Source organism: Nocardia sp. NPDC004340, from assembly GCF_053602575.1.
In genome coordinates, this window is the sequence record NZ_JBSGDW010000015.1 from 71522 (window position 1) to 89301 (window position 17780).

General features: G+C 68.8%; 21 protein-coding genes. 11 read left to right on the plus strand and 10 right to left on the minus strand.

Annotated features, from left to right (window positions below; translation table 11 throughout):
- Positions 1-136: 136 nt before the first annotated feature.
- Complete coding sequence (locus tag ACWEOI_RS33260; RefSeq protein WP_452362157.1) at positions 137-1093, minus strand: cupin domain-containing protein; 957 nt, start codon at positions 1091-1093, stop codon at positions 137-139.
- Between the two features lie 74 nt (positions 1094-1167).
- Between ACWEOI_RS33260 and ACWEOI_RS33265 the strand changes: the two genes are divergently transcribed.
- Positions 1168-2025, plus strand: coding sequence for an NAD(P)H-binding protein (locus tag ACWEOI_RS33265; RefSeq protein ID WP_433671009.1), 858 nt, complete (start codon positions 1168-1170; stop codon positions 2023-2025).
- Positions 2026-2035: 10 nt separating this feature from the next.
- Here the strand turns inward: ACWEOI_RS33265 and ACWEOI_RS33270 are convergent, their stop codons facing one another.
- Positions 2036-2314, minus strand: coding sequence for a hypothetical protein (locus tag ACWEOI_RS33270; RefSeq protein WP_433671007.1), 279 nt, complete (start codon positions 2312-2314; stop codon positions 2036-2038).
- A gap of 220 nt (positions 2315-2534) precedes the next feature.
- Between ACWEOI_RS33270 and ACWEOI_RS33275 the strand changes: the two genes are divergently transcribed.
- Positions 2535-3776: an MFS transporter gene (locus tag ACWEOI_RS33275; protein WP_452362158.1), complete on the plus strand. Its 1242-nt coding sequence runs from the start codon at positions 2535-2537 to the stop codon at positions 3774-3776.
- A gap of 3 nt (positions 3777-3779) precedes the next feature.
- Here the strand turns inward: ACWEOI_RS33275 and ACWEOI_RS33280 are convergent, their stop codons facing one another.
- Positions 3780-4310, minus strand: a complete 531-nt coding sequence (locus ACWEOI_RS33280) for a MarR family transcriptional regulator (protein ID WP_433671004.1) — start codon at positions 4308-4310, stop codon at positions 3780-3782.
- A 60-nt stretch (positions 4311-4370) separates the two neighbouring features.
- On the opposite strand from ACWEOI_RS33280, the gene ACWEOI_RS33285 reads away from it, so the two are divergent.
- Complete coding sequence (locus tag ACWEOI_RS33285) at positions 4371-5810, plus strand: MFS transporter (RefSeq protein WP_452362159.1); 1440 nt, start codon at positions 4371-4373, stop codon at positions 5808-5810.
- Positions 5811-5815: 5 nt separating this feature from the next.
- Here the strand turns inward: ACWEOI_RS33285 and ACWEOI_RS33290 are convergent, their stop codons facing one another.
- From ACWEOI_RS33290 to ACWEOI_RS33300, 3 genes are read right to left on the minus strand one after another with little or no spacing between them, the layout of a single operon-like run.
- Positions 5816-6454, minus strand: coding sequence for a Type 1 glutamine amidotransferase-like domain-containing protein (locus ACWEOI_RS33290; protein ID WP_433671002.1), 639 nt, complete (start codon positions 6452-6454; stop codon positions 5816-5818).
- A gap of 3 nt (positions 6455-6457) precedes the next feature.
- Positions 6458-7276, minus strand: a complete 819-nt coding sequence (locus tag ACWEOI_RS33295; protein ID WP_433671000.1) for a maleylpyruvate isomerase family mycothiol-dependent enzyme — start codon at positions 7274-7276, stop codon at positions 6458-6460.
- Positions 7273-7722 (minus strand): HIT family protein, encoded by a 450-nt coding sequence (locus ACWEOI_RS33300; RefSeq protein WP_357282123.1) that lies wholly within the window; start codon positions 7720-7722, stop codon positions 7273-7275. Before ACWEOI_RS33300 ends, ACWEOI_RS33295 begins: the two co-directional genes overlap by 4 nt.
- Positions 7723-8047: 325 nt before the next feature.
- Between ACWEOI_RS33300 and ACWEOI_RS33305 the strand changes: the two genes are divergently transcribed.
- From ACWEOI_RS33305 to ACWEOI_RS33315, 3 genes are read left to right on the plus strand one after another with little or no spacing between them, the layout of a single operon-like run.
- Positions 8048-9190, plus strand: a complete 1143-nt coding sequence (locus ACWEOI_RS33305; protein WP_433670998.1) for a Re/Si-specific NAD(P)(+) transhydrogenase subunit alpha — start codon at positions 8048-8050, stop codon at positions 9188-9190.
- Positions 9190-9507, plus strand: coding sequence for an NAD(P) transhydrogenase subunit alpha (locus ACWEOI_RS33310; protein ID WP_357097688.1), 318 nt, complete (start codon positions 9190-9192; stop codon positions 9505-9507). The genes ACWEOI_RS33305 and ACWEOI_RS33310 overlap by 1 nt, the downstream gene beginning before the upstream one ends.
- A 4-nt stretch (positions 9508-9511) precedes the next feature.
- Positions 9512-10927, plus strand: coding sequence for an NAD(P)(+) transhydrogenase (Re/Si-specific) subunit beta (locus ACWEOI_RS33315; protein WP_433670996.1), 1416 nt, complete (start codon positions 9512-9514; stop codon positions 10925-10927).
- A gap of 55 nt (positions 10928-10982) precedes the next feature.
- On the opposite strand, the gene ACWEOI_RS33320 is transcribed toward ACWEOI_RS33315, so the two are convergent.
- Complete coding sequence (locus tag ACWEOI_RS33320) at positions 10983-11690, minus strand: polysaccharide deacetylase family protein (RefSeq protein ID WP_452362160.1); 708 nt, start codon at positions 11688-11690, stop codon at positions 10983-10985.
- 41 nt (positions 11691-11731) lie between these two features.
- On the opposite strand from ACWEOI_RS33320, the gene ACWEOI_RS33325 reads away from it, so the two are divergent.
- Together ACWEOI_RS33325 and ACWEOI_RS33330 are read left to right on the plus strand one after the other, a co-directional pair.
- Entirely contained in the window at positions 11732-12307 is a 576-nt protein-coding gene (locus ACWEOI_RS33325; protein WP_433670992.1) for a TetR family transcriptional regulator C-terminal domain-containing protein, read from the plus strand.
- A 72-nt stretch (positions 12308-12379) separates the two neighbouring features.
- Positions 12380-13168, plus strand: coding sequence for an SDR family oxidoreductase (locus tag ACWEOI_RS33330; RefSeq protein WP_433670990.1), 789 nt, complete (start codon positions 12380-12382; stop codon positions 13166-13168).
- On the opposite strand, the gene ACWEOI_RS33335 is transcribed toward ACWEOI_RS33330, so the two are convergent.
- Entirely contained in the window at positions 13169-13489 is a 321-nt protein-coding gene (locus ACWEOI_RS33335; RefSeq protein WP_433670989.1) for a GroES family chaperonin, read from the minus strand.
- 124 nt (positions 13490-13613) lie between these two features.
- On the opposite strand from ACWEOI_RS33335, the gene ACWEOI_RS33340 reads away from it, so the two are divergent.
- Both ACWEOI_RS33340 and ACWEOI_RS33345 read left to right on the plus strand, forming a co-directional pair.
- On the plus strand, positions 13614-14933 hold the full coding sequence (locus ACWEOI_RS33340; RefSeq protein ID WP_433673245.1) for an FAD-linked oxidase C-terminal domain-containing protein: 1320 nt from the start codon (positions 13614-13616) through the stop codon (positions 14931-14933).
- A gap of 46 nt (positions 14934-14979) precedes the next feature.
- Complete coding sequence (locus ACWEOI_RS33345) at positions 14980-15270, plus strand: GNAT family N-acetyltransferase (RefSeq protein WP_379272292.1); 291 nt, start codon at positions 14980-14982, stop codon at positions 15268-15270.
- Positions 15271-15274: 4 nt separating this feature from the next.
- Here the strand turns inward: ACWEOI_RS33345 and ACWEOI_RS33350 are convergent, their stop codons facing one another.
- A complete protein-coding gene (locus tag ACWEOI_RS33350; RefSeq protein WP_357097672.1) occupies positions 15275-15595 on the minus strand; it encodes a hypothetical protein in 321 nt (106 codons plus the stop codon).
- Between the two features lie 318 nt (positions 15596-15913).
- Here ACWEOI_RS33350 and ACWEOI_RS33355 point away from each other — a divergent pair, with 318 nt between their 5' ends.
- On the plus strand, positions 15914-16438 hold the full coding sequence (locus ACWEOI_RS33355; RefSeq protein ID WP_357097670.1) for a hypothetical protein: 525 nt from the start codon (positions 15914-15916) through the stop codon (positions 16436-16438).
- A 104-nt stretch (positions 16439-16542) separates the two neighbouring features.
- Here the strand turns inward: ACWEOI_RS33355 and ACWEOI_RS33360 are convergent, their stop codons facing one another.
- Positions 16543-17700, minus strand: a complete 1158-nt coding sequence (locus ACWEOI_RS33360; RefSeq protein ID WP_357097668.1) for an acyl-CoA dehydrogenase — start codon at positions 17698-17700, stop codon at positions 16543-16545.
- Between the last annotated feature and the right edge of the window lie 80 nt (positions 17701-17780).

The window sequence follows — 17780 nt, forward strand, 5'->3', positions numbered from 1 at the left end:
CGATTCTTCCCTCCTCCGCTCCTCCGCTTCGCTCCCCCGCTCCGTCAGTCCAGAATCGAGACGGCCGCGAACCTTTGAGTTGAGGCAATGCCGAAGTCGAACCTTAGCCGTTCCTTCCGCGGACGGCTTCCCATGGTCAGGCGGAGCGTTCGTCGGGTGCGGCGCGATGGTCGCGGGGGCTGATGCCGTAGTGGCGTTTGAAGGCGGTGGACAGGGCGAAGGCGCTGCCGTAGCCGACCCGGCGGGCGATGGCCTCGAGGGTGGCGTCGGATTCGTGCAGCAGGTCGGCGGCCAGGGCCAGCCGCCAGTCGGTGAGGAAGGCCATGGGCGGTTCGCCGACCAGTTCGGTGAAGCGGCGGGCCAGCGCGGCCCGGGAGACGCCGACCTCGGCGGCCAGCGAGGCGACCGTCCACGGTTGGGCGGGATTGTGCTGCATGAGCCGCAGCGCCTTGCCGACCAGCGGGTCGCCGTAGGCGTGATACCAGGCGGGGGCGTCGGCGCGGGAGAACCAGGCCCGCAGGGCGGCGATGAGCAGCAGATCCAATAGTCGGTCCAGCATGGCCCCCTGGGCGGGCAGGTCCTTGGCGGACTCGTCGACCAGCAGGTCCAGCACCCGGGAGTCGATCTCGCCGCGGCCCAGCACCGCGATCGGCGGCAATGCGCGCAGCAGCCGGCGACTGGCCGCCGACTCGTGCTCGTAGGTTCCGGTGACCAGCACGGTCGCGGCGTCGGCGCTGGTGCCCCAGCTGCGCACGCCCAGACTCAGTGCCTCACACAGGACTTCACCGTCCATGGTGGTGGTGATGTTGCCGGGTTCGATGAGCACCTGCGGCGCGGTGCCCGGATCGTCGGCGACGACGTAGTGGTCGGGGCCGCGGAAGATGGCGATATCGCCGGTGCGCAGCTGCCGCGGCGGGCCCGCCTTGCCGCTCCTGGGTTCCGGCAGCACCCAGCCGCCACCCCGCACCACCGCCACCACGGTCAGCGGGGCCTCGTCCCGAATTCGCAGGGACCACGGCGGATCGAACGACGAGCGCATCACGAATGCCGCTCGTGCCCGTGGTCCTTCGAGCAGACTGGCCAACGCATCCATGACAAAGACGATGGCAAATGCCCGGGCGCTTCTCAACCATGTTCGCGCTCGCCGAATCCCGGTGTACTCGTTACATGATCAACGAAACCACCGCGAACAGCGCGAACACCGTCCTCGTCCTCGGCGCGACCGGCAAGACCGGACGCCGGGTGGCCGCCCTGCTGACCGAGCACGGCGTGCCCGTGCGGGCCGGTTCGCGCACGGCCGCAATCCCGTTCGACTGGACCGACCGCGCGACCTGGACGGCCGCTCTGGACGGCGTGGACGCCGTATACCTGTCCTACCAGCCGGATCTGGCGGTGCCGGGCGCGCCCGCCGACATCAAGGCGTTCTGCGACCGCGCCGCGGCCGCCGGGGTGCGCAGCGTGGTGCTGCTGTCCGGCCGCGGCGAGCCCGAGGCGCTGGAATGCGAAGGCATCGTGCGGGATTCGGGCATGTCATGGACCGTGGTGCGGTGCGCCTGGTTCGCGCAGAACTTCGACGAGGGCTCGTTCGCCGACTTCATCCTGGCCGGCGAGGTGGCCCTGCCCGCCGGTGACGTGCCGGAACCGTTCGTGCACGCCGACGACATCGCCGAGGTGGCGGTGGCGGCGCTGCTCGACGACCGGCACGCCGGGCAGGTGTACGAGCTGACCGGACCGCGCGCGCTCAGCTTCGCCGCGGCGGTGGCCGAGATCGGCGCGGCGTCGGGCCGGGAGATCGCCTACATCCCGCTCACCCGAACCGAATTCGTGGCCGCCCTGACCTCCTACGGGGTCCCCGCCGACGAGGTCAGCCTGCTCGACTACCTGTTCGGCACGGTGCTCGACGGACGCAACTCGCCCGTCACCGATGGGGTGCGGCGGGCGCTGGGCCGGGAGCCGCGCGACTTCGCCGACTACGTGCGCGCGGCCGCCGCGACCGGGGCCTGGTCGGTGACGGCGGACGCGTGAGTGCCGGCCCCTAGGATCCGGCGGATCCGAGCGCTCGGGAGGATCCGGTGAGCATGGCGGATCCGGAGGCCGGGTTGAGCTGCGCGATTGTGTTCTGCCAGTACTCGGCCTGCGTGTGGCACTTGGCATCGCCGCCGCTGATGGAGTTGAAGAACGAGCTCGGGAAGCACTCGGTCGGTTCGGGGCTGGGCGGCGGCGTGACCGGGGCCGCGGTCGCGGTCGCGGCCACCGTGGCCAGCGGGGCGAGTCCCGCGACCAGCAAAGCGAAAAGGCCATGTCTGAGCTTCATGCAGGCACTGTGCAGTCCTCGGTGTGATCGCGGTAGCCCCGGAATCAAGGGGGTACCGCGGCGCGCGCCGGGCCGCGAAACTTGTCGGACCCCGGGCCTAGAATCCAAAGCAAACAGGTTGTACCGCAAACGATTCGGATCGCAGTCCCGACCGTCGACGCTGCCGGGACGGATCGCGAAAACCGGGGAGACGCCGGGTGCACCCGGTAGCGTCGTACCGATGGCCGCTGCGACGCCCACTCCCCGCCTCCGCAAGGCGCGCCTGGCGCTGTTCGCGGTGTTCGGGCTCAACGGGATGCTCTCGGCCGTATGGATCGTGCACATCCCCGCCGTCACCGCGCGCGCCGGCGTCTCACCGACCGTGCTGGGCATGCTGATCCTGCTCATGGCGGCCTGCGCCATCCTGGGCATGCAGACCGCCGGGCCGCTGGCGGACCGGGTGGGCAGCCGCACGCTCACCGCGGCGGCCGTCACGCTGCTGGCCCTGACCCTGCTCGGCCCGGCCCACGCCGCCTCCCCCGTCGCCCTCGGACTGTTCCTGTGCGCCTTCGGTTTCGCCAACGGCGCGCTGGACGTGTCCATGAACGCGCAGGCGGTCCATATCGAGCGGGCCTACGCCCGGCCCATCATGTCCGCGTTCCACGCCTTCTTCTCCTGCGGCGGATTCCTCGGCTCGGCCTTCGGGGCGGCCGCACAGCACGCGCACTGGTCCCTGCCCGCCACGTTCACCCTCACCACGGCGGTCGGGCTCGCCGTCACGGCCGGGGCGATCCCCGCGCTGCTCCCGCACACCGCTCCGGCGGCGGGCGACGTGCCGGGCACGTACGTGGATCCGGCGGCGGCCCAGCATCTTCCGGCCACCGATGCGACGCCCTCGGACGGCAAGCCCTCCCGGCGGCTGGGACGGAAGGTCGTGGCCCTCGGTCTGATCGCGTTCGCGCTGCTGATGGCCGAGGGCGTCGCCGCGGACTGGAGCGCGCTGCAGGTCCGCGATCGGCTCGGTGTCGACGCGGGTGCCGCCGCGCTGGCCTTCACCGCGTTCTCCCTGACCATGACCATCGGCCGGTTCGGCGCGGACCGGGTGAGCGGCCGCCTCGGCCGGGTGGGCGTGCTGCGCTGGGGTACGGCCGTGGCGGCCATCGGTTTCGGGGTCGTCGTACTGTCCGGGTGGCTGCCGCTGACCGTGGCGGGGTGGGCCTTGTGCGGGATCGGCCTGTCCGGCGGCGTCCCACAGGTGTTCACGGCCGCGGGCAATCTGGGCTCGGCGACGGCCGCGACCGATATGTCACGGGTCTTCGGGCTCGGCTATGTGGGTCTGCTGGCTGGTCCGGCCGTCATCGGCTGGCTCGACAAGCTGGTGCCGCTGACCGCGGCCATGACGGTGCCGCTGGTCGCGATGGCATTGTGCGCGTGGGGCGCCCGCGCGGTCGCCGCGCCGGTTCCGGCGCCGGCGAGCGACTGAGGCTCAGGCCGACGGGCGGTCGCGGGCGGTGGCGCCCAGGTCGCCGATCACCTCGGCGTGATCGAGGAAGGCGTCCACCATGCGGTGATTGAGGACGGCGACGGCCTCGATGTCCTCGGGTGTCCAGTCGGCGAGCGCCTCTGCCATCCAGCCGCGCATCACCTCGCGCACCGCCTCCACGGCCCGGCGGCCCGACGCGGTCGGCCCGACCCGCTGGGCGCGACCGTCGTCCGGGTCCTGGACGCGTTCCACGTACCCGGCCTTCTCCAGCCGCTGGATCTGGCGGCTCACGTGCGGAGCCTCCACGTCCAGGCGCGCGGCGAGCTCGCCCAGCCGCATGGGTTCGGGGGCGTCGGCGAGCAGGCGCAGCAGCGGGACGCTGGCCCGGTCCATGGTCAGGCCGCACTGCACCATGGCCTTGTCGTGGCGGCGGACCCGGGTCAGCAGATAGGCGACACGGGCCAGCGCGCGTTCCAGTTCGACGATGTGAGCTGCGTCAACTTCGATGGCGGGAATGGCTTCCGGTCGCGGCATGTGGTTATCTTACGAAACCCATTTACTTAATTTTGGTAAGTAAACCAAAGGACCATTCCCATGACTACGACCGCTGTCGGTCAGGTCGACGTGTCGAAACCCGTCGAACCTTCGAAGGCCCACCTCGGCCTCACCCTGCTCGCATTGTCTGCGGCCGGTCTGGTCGTGTCCTTGCAGCAGACCGTCGTGATTCCGCTGCTGCCGCGCTTCATCGTGCAGTTGCACACCGACGTCGCCGGGGTCACCTGGCTGTTCACCGCCGCGCTGCTCTCCGGCGCGGTCGCCACGCCGCTGCTCTCCCGCTTCGGCGACATGTACGGCAAGAAGCCGATGGTCATGGTCACCATGGGCGTGCTCATCGTCGGCTCGGTGGTGTGCGCCTTCGCCACCACGCTGCCCGTCTACATCATCGGCCGGGCGCTACAGGGCATCTCCTCGGCCATGATCCCGCTCGCCATCGGCATCATCCGCGACACCTTCCCGCGCGAAAGACTGGTCCGCGCAATCGGAGTCGTGTCCGGCACCATGGGCGTCGGCGGCACCATCGGCCTGCTGGCCACCGGTGTCATCGCCGACCACACCACCAACCCGCACCCGGTCTTCTGGCTGACCGCGGCTCTCGGCGTGGTCGCCACCGTGCTGATCCAGGTGAGCGCCAGGAACAATGGCGTGCGCCACGGCGGCAAGCCCGACTTCATCGGCGCGGCCCTGCTGGCCGCGCTGCTGATCTGCCTGCTGCTCGGCATCAGCGAGGGCCCGCGCTGGGGCTGGGGCTCCGGCTCGGTCATCGGCATGTTCGGGGCCGCCGCGGTGCTCACCGCCGTCTGGGTGTTCGTGGAGCTCAAGGTCGAACAGCCGCTGGTGCGCCTGCAGCTGCTCGTCGGCCCGCAGTCGCTGTCGGCGAACGTGGCCTCCGCGCTGCTCGGCTTCTCCATGTTCGGCGCGTTCTCGCTGGTCTCCAACTTCATTCAGACGCCCGCGGACCAGGTCGGCTACGGCCTGTCCGGGACCGTGCTGTCGGTCGGCCTCTACGGCATCCCGAGCGCGGCGCTGATGACCTTCTTCTCCTTCAACACCGGCCGCATCTCCGCCAAGATCGGACCCGCCTACACCCTCGCCATCGGCGCGACCTTCGCCGGACTGTCGATGGGCTGGCTGGCCTTCTCGCACGGCCACGGCTACGACATGGTCATCGCGAACGCGCTGCAGGGCATCGGTTTCGGCATCGGCTACGCGGCGCTGGGCACCCTCGCCGTGCAGCACGTGCCGATGAGCGAGAGCGGCATCGCGTCGGGCATCAACTCACTGGTGCGGACCGCGGGCGGCTCGATCGCGGGCGCGATCACCGGCTCGATCCTGACCGCCCACGTGCTGAAGCTGGGCGCGCACGCCGTGCCGACCGAGGGCGCGTACGTCGCGAGCTTCGCGACGCTGGCCATCGGCGCCTTCGGCGCGGCGGCCGTAGCCCTCGGACACGGCCTGCGCCACAAGGGAAACTGACCGGATCAGGTCAGCAGCGTCGTGCTCTCGCCGTCGACGACGACCACGTGGTCGTCGGTGAGCGCCCAGTGCGGGATGCCGTCGGAGACGTAGTCGCGCACCAGTTTCCGGGAAAGGCCCTGCGGGTCGGTCGGGGAATCCAGGTGCGGGACGATGCGGCGGTCGACCAGGCCGAGACCGTCCCAGCGCGGCTCGACACCACAGGCGGTGCGGACCTCGCCCGGATCGTCGATGGCCTCGATGCCGTGGAAGTCGGGAGTCATCACGCAGGCTCCCGCGCTGTAACCCGCGTACACCAGGGCATCCTCGGCGAGCAGTTTCCGCAGGGCGAGATCGGCTCCGCTGCGGGCGAACTGGGCGCGCAGCACGAAGGTGTTGCCGCCGCGCACCCACACCGCCGGGAACTCGCGCAGCCGTCGCTCCACCTCGTCCGGGCGGTCGAGGTAGTCGCGCAGGTCCAGGACCTCGGGCTGGAAACCCAAGCGGCGCAGCGGAACCAGATCGCTGGTGACCGCGCTCTGCCAGGCCGAGGGCCAGGCGTCACAGGCATTGGCGATGACGGCCACCGGGCCGGGCGCACCGGTCAGTTCGAGCAACCGCCGCTGGTGCGCGCCGAAACGGTAGCTGGACAGAAACAGGCGCACGGGTCAGATGGTGAAGGCGAGGCTGCGGACCAGGCGGTTGCCGAGGTCCGTGTCACCGGCGAGAGTGATCTCCCCCGGGTGCGCGTCGGCGGTGGTGCGGCCGCCGCGCAGGCGGGCGAACAGACGCGAGTCCAGGGTGACGACCGTGGTGGCCGGACCGTCGAGCGCCTCGACCAGGTTCGCCCGGCCGCCGTCGACCGCCACGTGCAGGGTCTGCGGCACCGGACCGGTGAGCTCGAAGGTGATGCGCGAACCGTCCGCCGCGCCCGCGCCCTTGACCGCGGCCCGGCCGAGGGCGGTCAGCAGTTCGGCGTAGGCCTGCGCGCCCCGCGCCCCGCCCTCCTCGACGGAGACGCCGAGGGCGTCGGCGATGTCGTGCTCGTGCATCCAGCAGTCGAACAGGCGGATCCGCATGAACCGGCCGTAGGGGGCCATGCCCACCGGGGTCGGCACGAGTTCGGCCCACGCCTCGGGGGTGGTCTGCTCGAGCGCCTTCAGGCGGCGGCCGGTGACGTCGAGGAAACGCTCCAGCAGTTGCGGCCCGGCGAGCGGGCGCAGGGATTCGATCCACTTCTCGTTGAGCGCGCCGATGTCGTTGCGGATGTGCTCGCCGGACACCTCGGTGTCGGGGGTCGGCTCGCCCAGCAGCAGCGATTCGGTGCCGACCACATGGGCGATCACGTCGAAGACCGTCCAGCCCGGCAGCGGCGAGGACACACGCCACCGGCTTTCGTCCAGCCCGTCCACCAGCCGGGTGAGGGCGTCCCACTGGTCGGATAAAAGGGCGGTGATCTCGGCGCGGTCCGGCACCGTGTCGGTCATGCGGTGGTCTCCCTTTCCTCGTCCGCGAGCCGGTCCAATCCGGCTCGCAGTGCCGCGGCGGTGCGCTCGGTGTCGTGCGGGCGGCGCAGCACGAAGCCCTTCGCGAAGCGAAGGGTGTCGCCGTGATGGCGGGGAATCACATGCAGGTGCACGTGATGAACGGTCTGGAAGGCGGCCTTGCCGTCATTGATGAGCAGATTCGCACCGTCGGCCGTGAGGCCGGCCCGGCGCATGGACTTGGCCAAGCGGTGGCCGAAGCCGAACAGGCGGGCGCCCATCTCCGGGTCGAGCTCGTCGAGATCGGTCGCGTGCCGCTTGGGGATCACCAGGGTGTGCCCCCGGGTGATCGGCCGGACGTCGAGGAAGGCGACCAGATGGTCGTCCTCGAAGATCTTGGTCGCGGGTGCGTCGCCCGCGACGATCCGGCAGAAGATGCAGCCACTCACCATGCAGACATTACGGCGTACAGGTGATGCGCGACACCCCCTACTCGACCCCGATACGGGCACAACCGAACCCAGAGTTACCGACCAGTAGCATCAGGGATTCGATCGTGTTCGACGCCGGGAGAACCCCGGCCGAGCACGGAGTTGTCCGGTTTTCTCGCAACACCATGTGATGGGCATCTCCGCTACGCTCACCGCGAACCAGGTACAGTTGCGAGAATTCTCACGAACTTACTGCACAGTAAGTTCGGACCACCGTTCAACCGGTGACACGGCTTGGAACCGACAGGTGGCCTGGACTCACCACGAGAAGGAAGTTTGACAAGTGGACACAACGCAGAGCGCACAGACCGCTGCGCCCCGCGGTGCGCGCGTCGGAGTGGTTCGCGAGACGAACCCGGACGAACGACGCGTCGCATTGGTGCCGAAGATCATTCCGGCCCTGCTGAAGCAGGGTGTCGAGGTGATCGTCGAGGCCGGTGCCGGTCTGGGCGCGTTGATTCCGGACGAGGCGTACACCGAAGCCGGTGCGACGCTGGGCGATCCGTACAGCGCCGACGTCGTCGTGAAGGTCGCGCCGCCCAATGACGGCGAGATCGGCAAGCTCGCGCCGGGCCAGACCCTCATCGGGTTCCTCGCGCCCCGCAACGCCGACACCAAGATCGGTGCGCTGAAGACCGCGGGCGTGCAGGCCTTTGCCGTGGAAGCGATTCCGCGCATCTCCCGCGCCCAGGTCATGGACGCGCTGTCCTCCCAGGCGAATGTCGCCGGCTACAAGGCCGTGCTGCTCGCCGCGTCGGAATCCACCCGATTCTTCCCCATGCTGACCACCGCCGCCGGCACCGTGAAGCCGGCCACCGTGCTGGTCCTCGGTGTCGGCGTCGCCGGTCTGCAGGCCCTGGCGACCGCCAAGCGCCTCGGTGGCCGCACCACCGGTTACGACGTTCGCCCCGAGGTCGCCGACCAGGTGCGCTCGGTCGGCGCGCAGTGGCTCGACCTCGGCATCGACGCCGCCGGTGAGGGCGGGTACGCCCGCGAGCTCACCGACGACGAGAAGGCTCAGCAGCAGCAGGCCCTCGAGAACGCCATCAAGGGCTTCGACGTGGTCATCACCACCGCGCTCGTCCCGGGCCGCCCGGCCCCGCGCCTGGTCACCGCCGCCGCTGTCGAGGGCATGAAGCCCGGCAGCGTGATCGTGGACCTGGCCGGCGAGACCGGCGGTAACTGCGAGTTGACCGAACCCGGCAAAACCGTTGTGCGCCACGGCGTCACCATCGCCTCGCCGCTGAACCTGCCGGCCACCATGCCGGAGCACGCCAGCGAGCTGTACTCCAAGAACATCGCCGCCCTGCTCGAGCTCATGCTGAAGGACGGTGCCCTGGCACCCGATTTCGAGGATCAGGTGCTGGCGGATTCCTGTGTCACGCGCGAGCGGAGCGAGCAGAGCGCTCAGAAGGTGGAAGCCTGATGTACACCGAATTGTTGGCGAACATCGCGATCCTGGTGCTGTCCGGGTTCGTCGGTTTCGCCGTGATCTCCAAGGTGCCCAACACCCTGCACACCCCGCTGATGTCGGGTACCAACGCCATTCACGGCATCGTGGTGCTCGGCGCGCTGGTGGTCTTCGGCAAGATCGAGCACCCCTCGGTCCTGATGCAGATCATCCTGTTCGTCGCCGTCGTGTTCGGAACCCTGAACGTCATCGGCGGTTTCGTCGTGACCGACCGCATGCTGGGCATGTTCAAGGCGAAGAAGCCTGCTGCGCAAGAGAAGGCGGGCGAGTAACCCCATGGACAATCTGGTCAACGTTCTCTACATCGCCGCGTTCGCGCTGTTCATCTACGGTCTGATGGGCCTCACCGGCCCCAAGACCGCGGTGCGCGGCAACTGGATCGCCGCGGTCGGCATGGGCATCGCGGTCGTCGCGACGCTCATCTCCATCCGGCACACCAACAACTGGATCCTGATCGTCGCCGGTCTGGTCGTCGGCATCGGCCTGGGCGTGCCGCCCGCCAAGTTCACCAAGATGACCGCCATGCCGCAGCTGGTCGCCGCGTTCAACGGCGTCGGCGGTGGCACGGTCGCGCTGATCGCGTGGGCCGAGTTCCTCGACACCAAGGGCTTCTCCCAGGTGCACGAGCAGCCGTCGGTGCACATCGTGATCGCCTCGCTGTTCGCGGCCATCATCGGCTCGGTCTCGTTCTGGGGCTCCTGCATCGCGTTCGCGAAGCTGCAGGAACTGCTGTCCGGCCGCCCGATCACCGTGGGCCGCCTGCAGCAGCCGCTGAACCTGCTGCTGCTCGCCGGTGCGATCGCCGCGGCCGTGGTCATCGGCATCGGCGCCACCAATGACGGTGTGCCGCAGTACTGGATGATCGCGGTGCTGGTGCTCGCCGGCATCCTCGGCCTGATGGTCGTGCTGCCCATCGGCGGCGCGGACATGCCGGTCGTCATCTCGCTGCTCAACGCCCTCACCGGTCTGTCGGCCGCGGCCGCGGGTCTGGCGCTGAACAACACCGCCATGATCGTGGCGGGCATGATCGTCGGCGCGTCCGGCACCATCCTGACCAACCTGATGGCCAAGGCCATGAACCGGTCCATCCCCGCGATCGTCGCCGGTGGATTCGGTGGCGGCGGAACGGCTCCCGGCGCGTCCGGCAGCGGCGAGCAGAAGCAGGCCAAGGCCACCTCCGCCGCCGACGCCGCGATCCAGATGGCCTACGCCAACCAGGTCATCGTGGTCCCGGGCTACGGCATGGCCGTCGCCCAGGCCCAGCACGCGGTCAAGGAGATGGCGGCCCTGCTCGAGGCCAAGGGCGTCGAGGTCAAGTACGCCATCCACCCGGTCGCCGGTCGTATGCCCGGCCACATGAACGTGCTGCTGGCCGAGGCCGAGGTCTCCTACGACGCCATGAAGGAAATGGACGACATCAACGGCGAGTTCAGCCGCACCGATGTCGCCCTGGTCATCGGCGCCAACGACGTCACCAACCCGGCCGCCCGCGAGGACTCCACCTCCCCGATCTACGGCATGCCGGTCCTGAACGTCGACCAGGCCAAGTCGGTCATCGTGCTCAAGCGCTCGATGAACTCCGGCTTCGCCGGCATCGACAACCCGCTGTTCTACGCCGACCACACCTCCATGCTGTTCGGCGACGCCAAGAAGTCCGTCGGTGCGGTCACCGAGGAACTCAAGGCGCTGTAACCGCGACTCCATCGCGACGGCCCGCATCCCGGAAGGGATGCGGGCCGTTGGCGTTTCAGAGCTTGTCGATCAGCTGGGAGACGGTGACGAAGCGGTAGCCCCGATCGTGCAGGGCCTGGGCGATCAGGGGGATCGCGGCCAGGGAGGGGTCGCCCGCCGGATACATGGTGTGCAGCAGGATGATCGAGCCGGGGCGGACGGTCGCGAGGGTTTCGGTGACGATCTCGTCGGTGGTGGGGGTCTTGCCGGAGTCGGGTTCGACGTCCCAGGTGACGGTGGTGCGATTGTGTTTGGCCAGGTACCACGGGAGCGCGATCAGCTTCTTGCCGTTGGGCGGGCGGAAGGTGATCGGGCCGCGGTAGCCGGTTTTCGCGATCTCGGCGTCGGTGCGCTCTACCTCGTCGCGGACGAAACCGGGGGTCACGAAGATCATGCGTTCGTGGTGGTAGGTGTGGTTGCCGATCTCGTGGCCGGAATCGGCGATGGCGCGGCCCTCGTCCGGATGGGTGGCCAGTTCACCGCCGATGAGATAGAAGGTGGCGGGGATGCCCGCGTCGGACAGCGTCCGAAGGATCTCGGGGGTGCGTTCGGTGGGGCCGTCGTCGAGGGTGAGGGCGACGACCTTCTCGGTGGTGTCGACTCGGGAGACCAGGCGTCCGGCGACCTGGTAGGTGCGGGAGTTCATGAGCACGTACAGACCGGTCGAGATCAGCACCAGCCCGGCCAGGATGAGCGCGCCCCGGACGAGCAGCTTGAGTCCCATAGTTATTGACCTCCAGGTTCAAAACAGCTAGTTTCGATCACATGGGCAGACCACGAGGCTTCGACGCGGACACGGTAGTGGACCGCGCCATGGACGCGTTCTGGACCCATGGGTACGCCAACACCTCGCCCGCACAGCTCGCCGACGCTACCGGAGTCGCGAAAGGCAGTCTCTACAACGCCTTCGGAAGCAAACGAGAACTGTTCGACCTGTGCATGGCCCGCTACGACCGGATGGGCACCGAACTCGCCAACGACGTGCTGAACCAGCCCGGCACCACCAAGGAACGGTTGCGGGCCTGGATGCGGCTGGTCGTGGACAGCGATCTGGAGCAACCGGTACGACGGGGCTGCCTGGTGGCCAATACCGCCATGGAACTCGGCGGGCACGACACCGAGGCGACCACCGCGGTGACCGTCGCGGTCGAGCACATGGTCGAGGCGTTCATCGCGCGCATCGAGCGGGGGCAGCGCGACGGCGACGTCCGGGCCGAGATCGACGCCCGCGCGTACAGCGAGTTCCTGATGAATACCGTTGGCGGACTCCGCATCACCACGAAGGTCTCGGACGCGGAGACGCTGTACCGGATCATCGACACCGCCCTGTCCACCCTCTGACCCCGGGCCGCAGCCCTGCGGCCTTTTCTTTTACCCCAGTTTTTGACCCACAGTTCAAGAAAGGTACGGATCATGGATCTCGGATTGAACGGCAAGACCGCACTCGTCACCGGCGCCAGCCGGGGCATCGGCCTCGCCGTCGCCGAAGCACTGGCCGAGGAAGGCGTACGGGTCGCCGGCGTCGCCCGCACCATCACCCCGGAACTCGAAAAGGTCGCGGCGGCCACGGTTTCCGCGGATCTGAGCACCACCGCGGGCGCGCTGGCCGCCGTCGGGACGGCGCTGGCCGAGCTCGGCGGAATCGATATCCTGGTCAACAATGTCGGCGGCGGTGACGCCGACCAGCTGACCCTGGGCGGCTTCCTCGACATTCCGGAAGACCAGTGGCGCAAACTGTTCGACCTCAACCTGTTCGGCGTCGTCGCCACCACCCGTGCGGCGTTGCCCAGCATCATCGAACGGCGGGGCGCGATCGTCACCGTCTCCTCGATCAACTCCCGCCTGCCCGCGGTCGGACCGGCCGGCTACAGCGAGGCCAAAGCCGCGCTCACCGCGTTCGGCAAGCGACTCAGCGAGGAATTCGGCCCGCAGGGCGTCCGCGTCAACACCGTCTCACCGGGACCGGTCGGCACCGACATCTGGCGCGGACCCGACAGCCTCGGAGCCCGCCTCTCCGCGGCCAACGGCCTTGCGCAGGAAGACTTCCTGGCGGCCATGCCCACCCAGTTCAATATCGCCGCGGGGCGGATCGCCGAAGCCCGGGAAGTCGCCGCGCTGGTGACCTTCCTGGCCTCCGAGCAAGCCGCCATCATCAACGGCGCCGACTACGTCATCGACGGCGGCATCGTCAAAACGGTCTGATCAGAGGTAGAGGCCGGTGCCGTGTTCGGGGTGGGTGTTGGCGACGGCGTGCAGATCACGTTCGCGCAGTACGTAATACGCCTGCGCCTGGATCTCCACCTCGAACTGGTCATCGGCGCTGAACAGCACCTGATCGCCCACGGTCACCGCGCGCACGTGCGACCCGACGCCGCACACCTCACCCCAGGACAGGCGCTTGGCGACCTGGGCGGTGGCGGGAATGAGGATGCCGCCACTGCTGCGCCGCTCGCCCGCCTCGGGGCTGAGTTTGACCATCACGCGGTCGTGCAGCATTTGGATTTCGAGCTTGGCATCGGACACCGCGGCAGTGTACTGCGCGGGAATGTCCGGTTCCGCCCCGGTGCCCGCCCGACCGCGTAGGTTCGAAACCGTGACGGGCCAAATCTCCGATATCGACGGTCTCCGGTCTCTCCTTCCCGCGGGCATGGTGGTGACCGATCCGGATGTGCTGGGCGGTTATCGGCAGGACCGGGCGCTGGATCCGGATGCCGGGACCGCGCTCGCGCTGGTGCGACCGCTCACCACCGCGCAGGTCGCGGCCACCGTGCGGTGGGCGGCCGAGCATCGGGTGCCGATCGTGCCGCGCGGGGCCGGCACCGGGCTCTCCGGCGGGGCCACCGCCCAGGACGGGGCGCTGCTGCTGAGCACCGAGAAGATGCGCGAGATCAGCGTCGACACCGTGACGCGGACCGCGGTGGTGCAGCCGGGACTGCTCAATGCCGAGGTGAAGCGGGCCGTCGCAGCGAAGGGGCTCTGGTATCCGCCGGACCCCTCCTCCTTCGAGATCTGCACCATCGGCGGCAACGCGGCCACCAACGCGGGCGGACTGTGCTGCGTGAAGTACGGGGTCACAACCGATTACGTGCTCGGCATGGAGGTGGTGCTGGCCGACGGGACCGCGGTGCGGCTGGGCGGGCCGCGACTCAAGGACTCCGCGGGCCTGTCGCTGACCAAACTTTTCGTGGGCAGCGAGGGGACGCTCGGCGTCATCACCGAACTGACCCTGCGGCTGCTGCCCGCGCAACCGCCGCAGTCCACGGTGGTGGCGAGCTTCCCGACGCTCACCGCCGCCACCGACGCCATCCTGGCCATCACCGGCCAATTGCGGCCCTCCATGCTGGAATTCATGGATTCGGTGGCGATCAACGCCGTCGAGGACGAGCTGCGGATGGGGCTCGACCGGCAGGCGGCCGGGCTGCTGGTGGCGCGTTCCGACGCCCCGGGCGAGCACGCCGGGCACGAGGCCGACCTCATGCTCGCGGCGTGCGAGAAGGCCGGGGCCACAGAGGCTTTCCGGACCGACGATCAGGAGGAGGGCGAAGCCTTCTGCGCGGCACGGCGATTCGCCATCCCCGCCGTGGAGCGCAAGGGTCCGCTACTGCTCGAGGATGTCGGGGTGCCGCTGCCCCGGCTGGGGGACCTGGTGAACGGGATCGCGGAGATCGCGGCAAACCGGCGGGTCCTGATCTCCGTCATCGCGCACGCGGGCGACGGCAACACCCATCCGTTGATCGTGCACGACCCGGCGGACCCGGAAGAATCCGAACGGGCACATCTGGCATTCGGCGAGATCATGGATCTGGCCATCGCCCTGGGCGGCACCATCACCGGTGAACACGGTGTCGGCCGGCTGAAGAAACCGTGGCTGCCCGACCAGCTCGGCCCCGATGTGATGGGGCTCACCCGCCGGATCAAGGATGCGCTGGATCCGAACGGGATACTCAATCCGGGTGCGGTGCTGTGACCGCCCCGCCGGAACAATCCGCATCACAAGGGAGTTCACACAGGTCATGAGCACCACGCTGGAACACAATGCCGACGCGACCCGCTACGAGATCTACCTCGACGGCACGCTCGCGGGCTACGCCGACTACGCGGAGCGGGTCGACGGCGACGTCAAGGTCCGCGATATCCAGCACACCATGACCTTTCCCGAGTTCCGGGGCCGCGGCGTGGCCGCGCAGGTGGTGGAGTACGCGTTGCGGGACGCCCGCACCGAGGGCTTCTCGATCATCCCCACCTGCTGGTATGTGGAGAAGTACATCGGCGAGCACCCCGAATACGCCGACCTGGTGGCCTGATTCGCTAGTTGGCGCGGTGGTGCCGGCGCTGCCAGACCCGGAAATGCCGGTCGGCGCTGCCCACCATCGCCTCCCCCACCTTCGCGTCGTCGAACCCCGGCAACGACTGCAACTTCGTCAGGAACACGGTGTCGGCGGCCGAGTAGGGCACCACGCATCCCTTACCGGTCGCCCCGATGAGCACGAAGAACACGTCCCCGGCGAACGGCCCGTCCGCCGCGGTGATGATGCGCACTTCCGCCAGTTCCGTCCACGCGACCTCTTCAACCCGCCCATCGGCCAGTGTCCGCCGCACGAAGGTGTCGTTGATTTCGACTCCGGACATGGCTCCATAGTGCCCCCAGCATCCCGGCCCGAAAAGCCCCCGAATCCGTGCTTCACCTGAGGAAGCGGGAAAGAAAAGCCCTGGCGAACCCCCCTGCCGCACATCGAGGGCGAACCGTTTCCCGGAGCAATTCTCCAGCTATTGAAGAGTTTTCGACGTGCCGCGATCCCGCGCGTCATCCGGGCAACCGTTGATTCGTCCACAGCGATTCACAGCAGATTCCATGCTGTGTGAAGTATTTACATTTCACCAGGCGGGTTAGTGTCCCGGAGCCCCCTCGACACAGGGGTTTTCGACAACTCGGGAGACACAATCCTTATGAAGAAGTCGGTTCTCGCTCGATCGGGCGCCGGAATCGCCGGGGCCGCGGCCGTCGCCGCCGTCACCATCGCGATGGCCCCCGCCGCCTCGGCCCAGATCGCCATCACCACCTCGACGGCCTACTGCGCCGACACCACCTACACCGTCACGCTGCCCGCGGCCGACGCCGCCGCCATGGCGAGCCAGTACGGGGACAACAACTTCGTGCTGCAGGCCACCAACACCAGCACCAATGTCACCTGGTGGTCGGCCGCGCAGGCCTCGGTCTCCGGACAGGACCTGACCTTCCAGTGGACGCCGTCGCAGTCGATCCCGGCCTCGGGGACCGCCACCGGCACCTGGAGCCTCTTCATCACCGAGGCGCACGTCGCGGCCACCGCACTGGGACCGGTGTCGGTCACCGTCGTGCAGACCGCGCCGCAGGGCACCACCTGCCTGCCGCAGACCAGCACCGGCAGCTCGACGCTGACGCCGCTGGGCAGCATCATCAGCAATCTGCTGAGCAGCCTCTCGGCCCAGTAGACGCGAACTTCGGTCCAGCCCAACCCTGGACCGAAGCGACCGGAGGCGGCCCGACCGAAAGTCGGTGCCGCCTCCGGGTGTTCGTCACGCCGTCCGGAAAGGAATCAGCGCAGGATCTGGCGGGACATGACCAGACGCTGGATCTGGTTGGTGCCCTCGTAGATCTGGGTGATCTTGGCGTCGCGCATCATGCGCTCCACCGGGAAGTCGGTGGTGTAGCCGGCGCCACCGAAGAGCTGGACGGCGTTGGTGGTGACCTCCATGGCCACATCAGAGGCGAAGCACTTGGCGGCCGCGGAGATGAAGCCCAGGTTCTTCTCGCCACGCTCGGCGCGGGCGGCCGAGGTGTAGACCATCAGGCGGGCGGCCTCGACCTTCATGGCCATGTCGGCCAGCATGAACTGGGTGTTCTGGAAGTCGGCGATGGCCTTGCCGAACTGCTTGCGGTCCTTGGTGTAGGCGATCGCGGCGTCCAGCGCGCCCTGCGCCAGACCCACGGCCTGCGCGCCGATGGTCGGGCGGGTGTGGTCCAGAGTCTGCAGCGCGGTCTTGAAACCGGTGCCCGGCTCGCCGACGATGCGATCGCCCGGAACCTTGCAGTTCTCGAAGTACAGCTCGGCGGTCGGGGAACCCTTGATGCCCAGCTTGTGCTCGAGCGGGCCGACCACGAAGCCCTCGTCGTCCTTGTGGACCATGAACGAGGAGATGCCGTTGGCGCCCTTGTCGGCGTCGGTCACGGCCATGACGGTGTACCAGTCGGACTTGCCGCCGTTGGTGATCCAGCACTTGGAGCCGTTGATGATCCAGCCGTCGCCGTCCTGACGGGCGCGGGTGCGCATGGAGGCGGCGTCGGAGCCGGCCTCACGCTCGGACAGCGCGTAGGAGGCCATCTTGCCCGCGACGATGTCGGCGAGCACCTTGGTCTTGAGCTCCTCGGAACCGTTCAGGATCAGGCCCATGGTGCCGAGCTTGTTGACGGCGGGGATCAGCGAGGAGGAACCGCAGACGCGGGCCACTTCCTCGATCACGATGCAGGTGGCGACCGAGTCGGCGCCCTGGCCGCCGTACGCCTCGGGCACGTGCACGGCGTTGAAGCCGGCCGCGTTGAGGGCGGTCAGCGCCTCCTCGGGGAAGCGGGCGTTGCCGTCCACGTCCTTCGCGTAGGGGGCGATCTCCTTCTCACACAGGCCGCGGATGGCCTCGCGCAGCTCGTGGTGGAAGTCCTCGAGCTGGAACAGGTTGAAATCGGGGTTGCCCGCCATGGGGTTGTCTCCTGGTCGTCGCCAACTTATGCGGCACTCAGTGCCATTTGAAGCCAAGTATACGCCGCGATATGGCGGCC

Bases quoted from the DNA above. Each gene is read 5' to 3' on its own strand.
- ACWEOI_RS33260 (WP_452362157.1), bottom strand. From the start codon at position 1,093: ATGGATGCGTTGGCCAGTCTGCTCGAAGGACCACGGGCACGAGCGGCA.
- ACWEOI_RS33265 (WP_433671009.1), top strand. From the start codon at position 1,168: ATGATCAACGAAACCACCGCGAACAGCGCGAACACCGTCCTCGTCCTC.
- ACWEOI_RS33270 (WP_433671007.1), bottom strand. From the start codon at position 2,314: ATGAAGCTCAGACATGGCCTTTTCGCTTTGCTGGTCGCGGGACTCGCC.
- ACWEOI_RS33275 (WP_452362158.1), top strand. From the start codon at position 2,535: ATGGCCGCTGCGACGCCCACTCCCCGCCTCCGCAAGGCGCGCCTGGCG.
- ACWEOI_RS33280 (WP_433671004.1), bottom strand. From the start codon at position 4,310: ATGCCGCGACCGGAAGCCATTCCCGCCATCGAAGTTGACGCAGCTCAC.
- ACWEOI_RS33285 (WP_452362159.1), top strand. From the start codon at position 4,371: ATGACTACGACCGCTGTCGGTCAGGTCGACGTGTCGAAACCCGTCGAA.
- ACWEOI_RS33295 (WP_433671000.1), bottom strand. From the start codon at position 7,276: ATGACCGACACGGTGCCGGACCGCGCCGAGATCACCGCCCTTTTATCC.
- ACWEOI_RS33310 (WP_357097688.1), top strand. From the start codon at position 9,190: ATGTACACCGAATTGTTGGCGAACATCGCGATCCTGGTGCTGTCCGGG.
- ACWEOI_RS33315 (WP_433670996.1), top strand. From the start codon at position 9,512: ATGGACAATCTGGTCAACGTTCTCTACATCGCCGCGTTCGCGCTGTTC.
- ACWEOI_RS33320 (WP_452362160.1), bottom strand. From the start codon at position 11,690: ATGGGACTCAAGCTGCTCGTCCGGGGCGCGCTCATCCTGGCCGGGCTG.
- ACWEOI_RS33325 (WP_433670992.1), top strand. From the start codon at position 11,732: ATGGGCAGACCACGAGGCTTCGACGCGGACACGGTAGTGGACCGCGCC.
- ACWEOI_RS33330 (WP_433670990.1), top strand. From the start codon at position 12,380: ATGGATCTCGGATTGAACGGCAAGACCGCACTCGTCACCGGCGCCAGC.
- ACWEOI_RS33340 (WP_433673245.1), top strand. From the start codon at position 13,614: ATGGTGGTGACCGATCCGGATGTGCTGGGCGGTTATCGGCAGGACCGG.
- ACWEOI_RS33345 (WP_379272292.1), top strand. From the start codon at position 14,980: ATGAGCACCACGCTGGAACACAATGCCGACGCGACCCGCTACGAGATC.
- ACWEOI_RS33350 (WP_357097672.1), bottom strand. From the start codon at position 15,595: ATGTCCGGAGTCGAAATCAACGACACCTTCGTGCGGCGGACACTGGCC.
- ACWEOI_RS33355 (WP_357097670.1), top strand. From the start codon at position 15,914: ATGAAGAAGTCGGTTCTCGCTCGATCGGGCGCCGGAATCGCCGGGGCC.
- ACWEOI_RS33360 (WP_357097668.1), bottom strand. From the start codon at position 17,700: ATGGCGGGCAACCCCGATTTCAACCTGTTCCAGCTCGAGGACTTCCAC.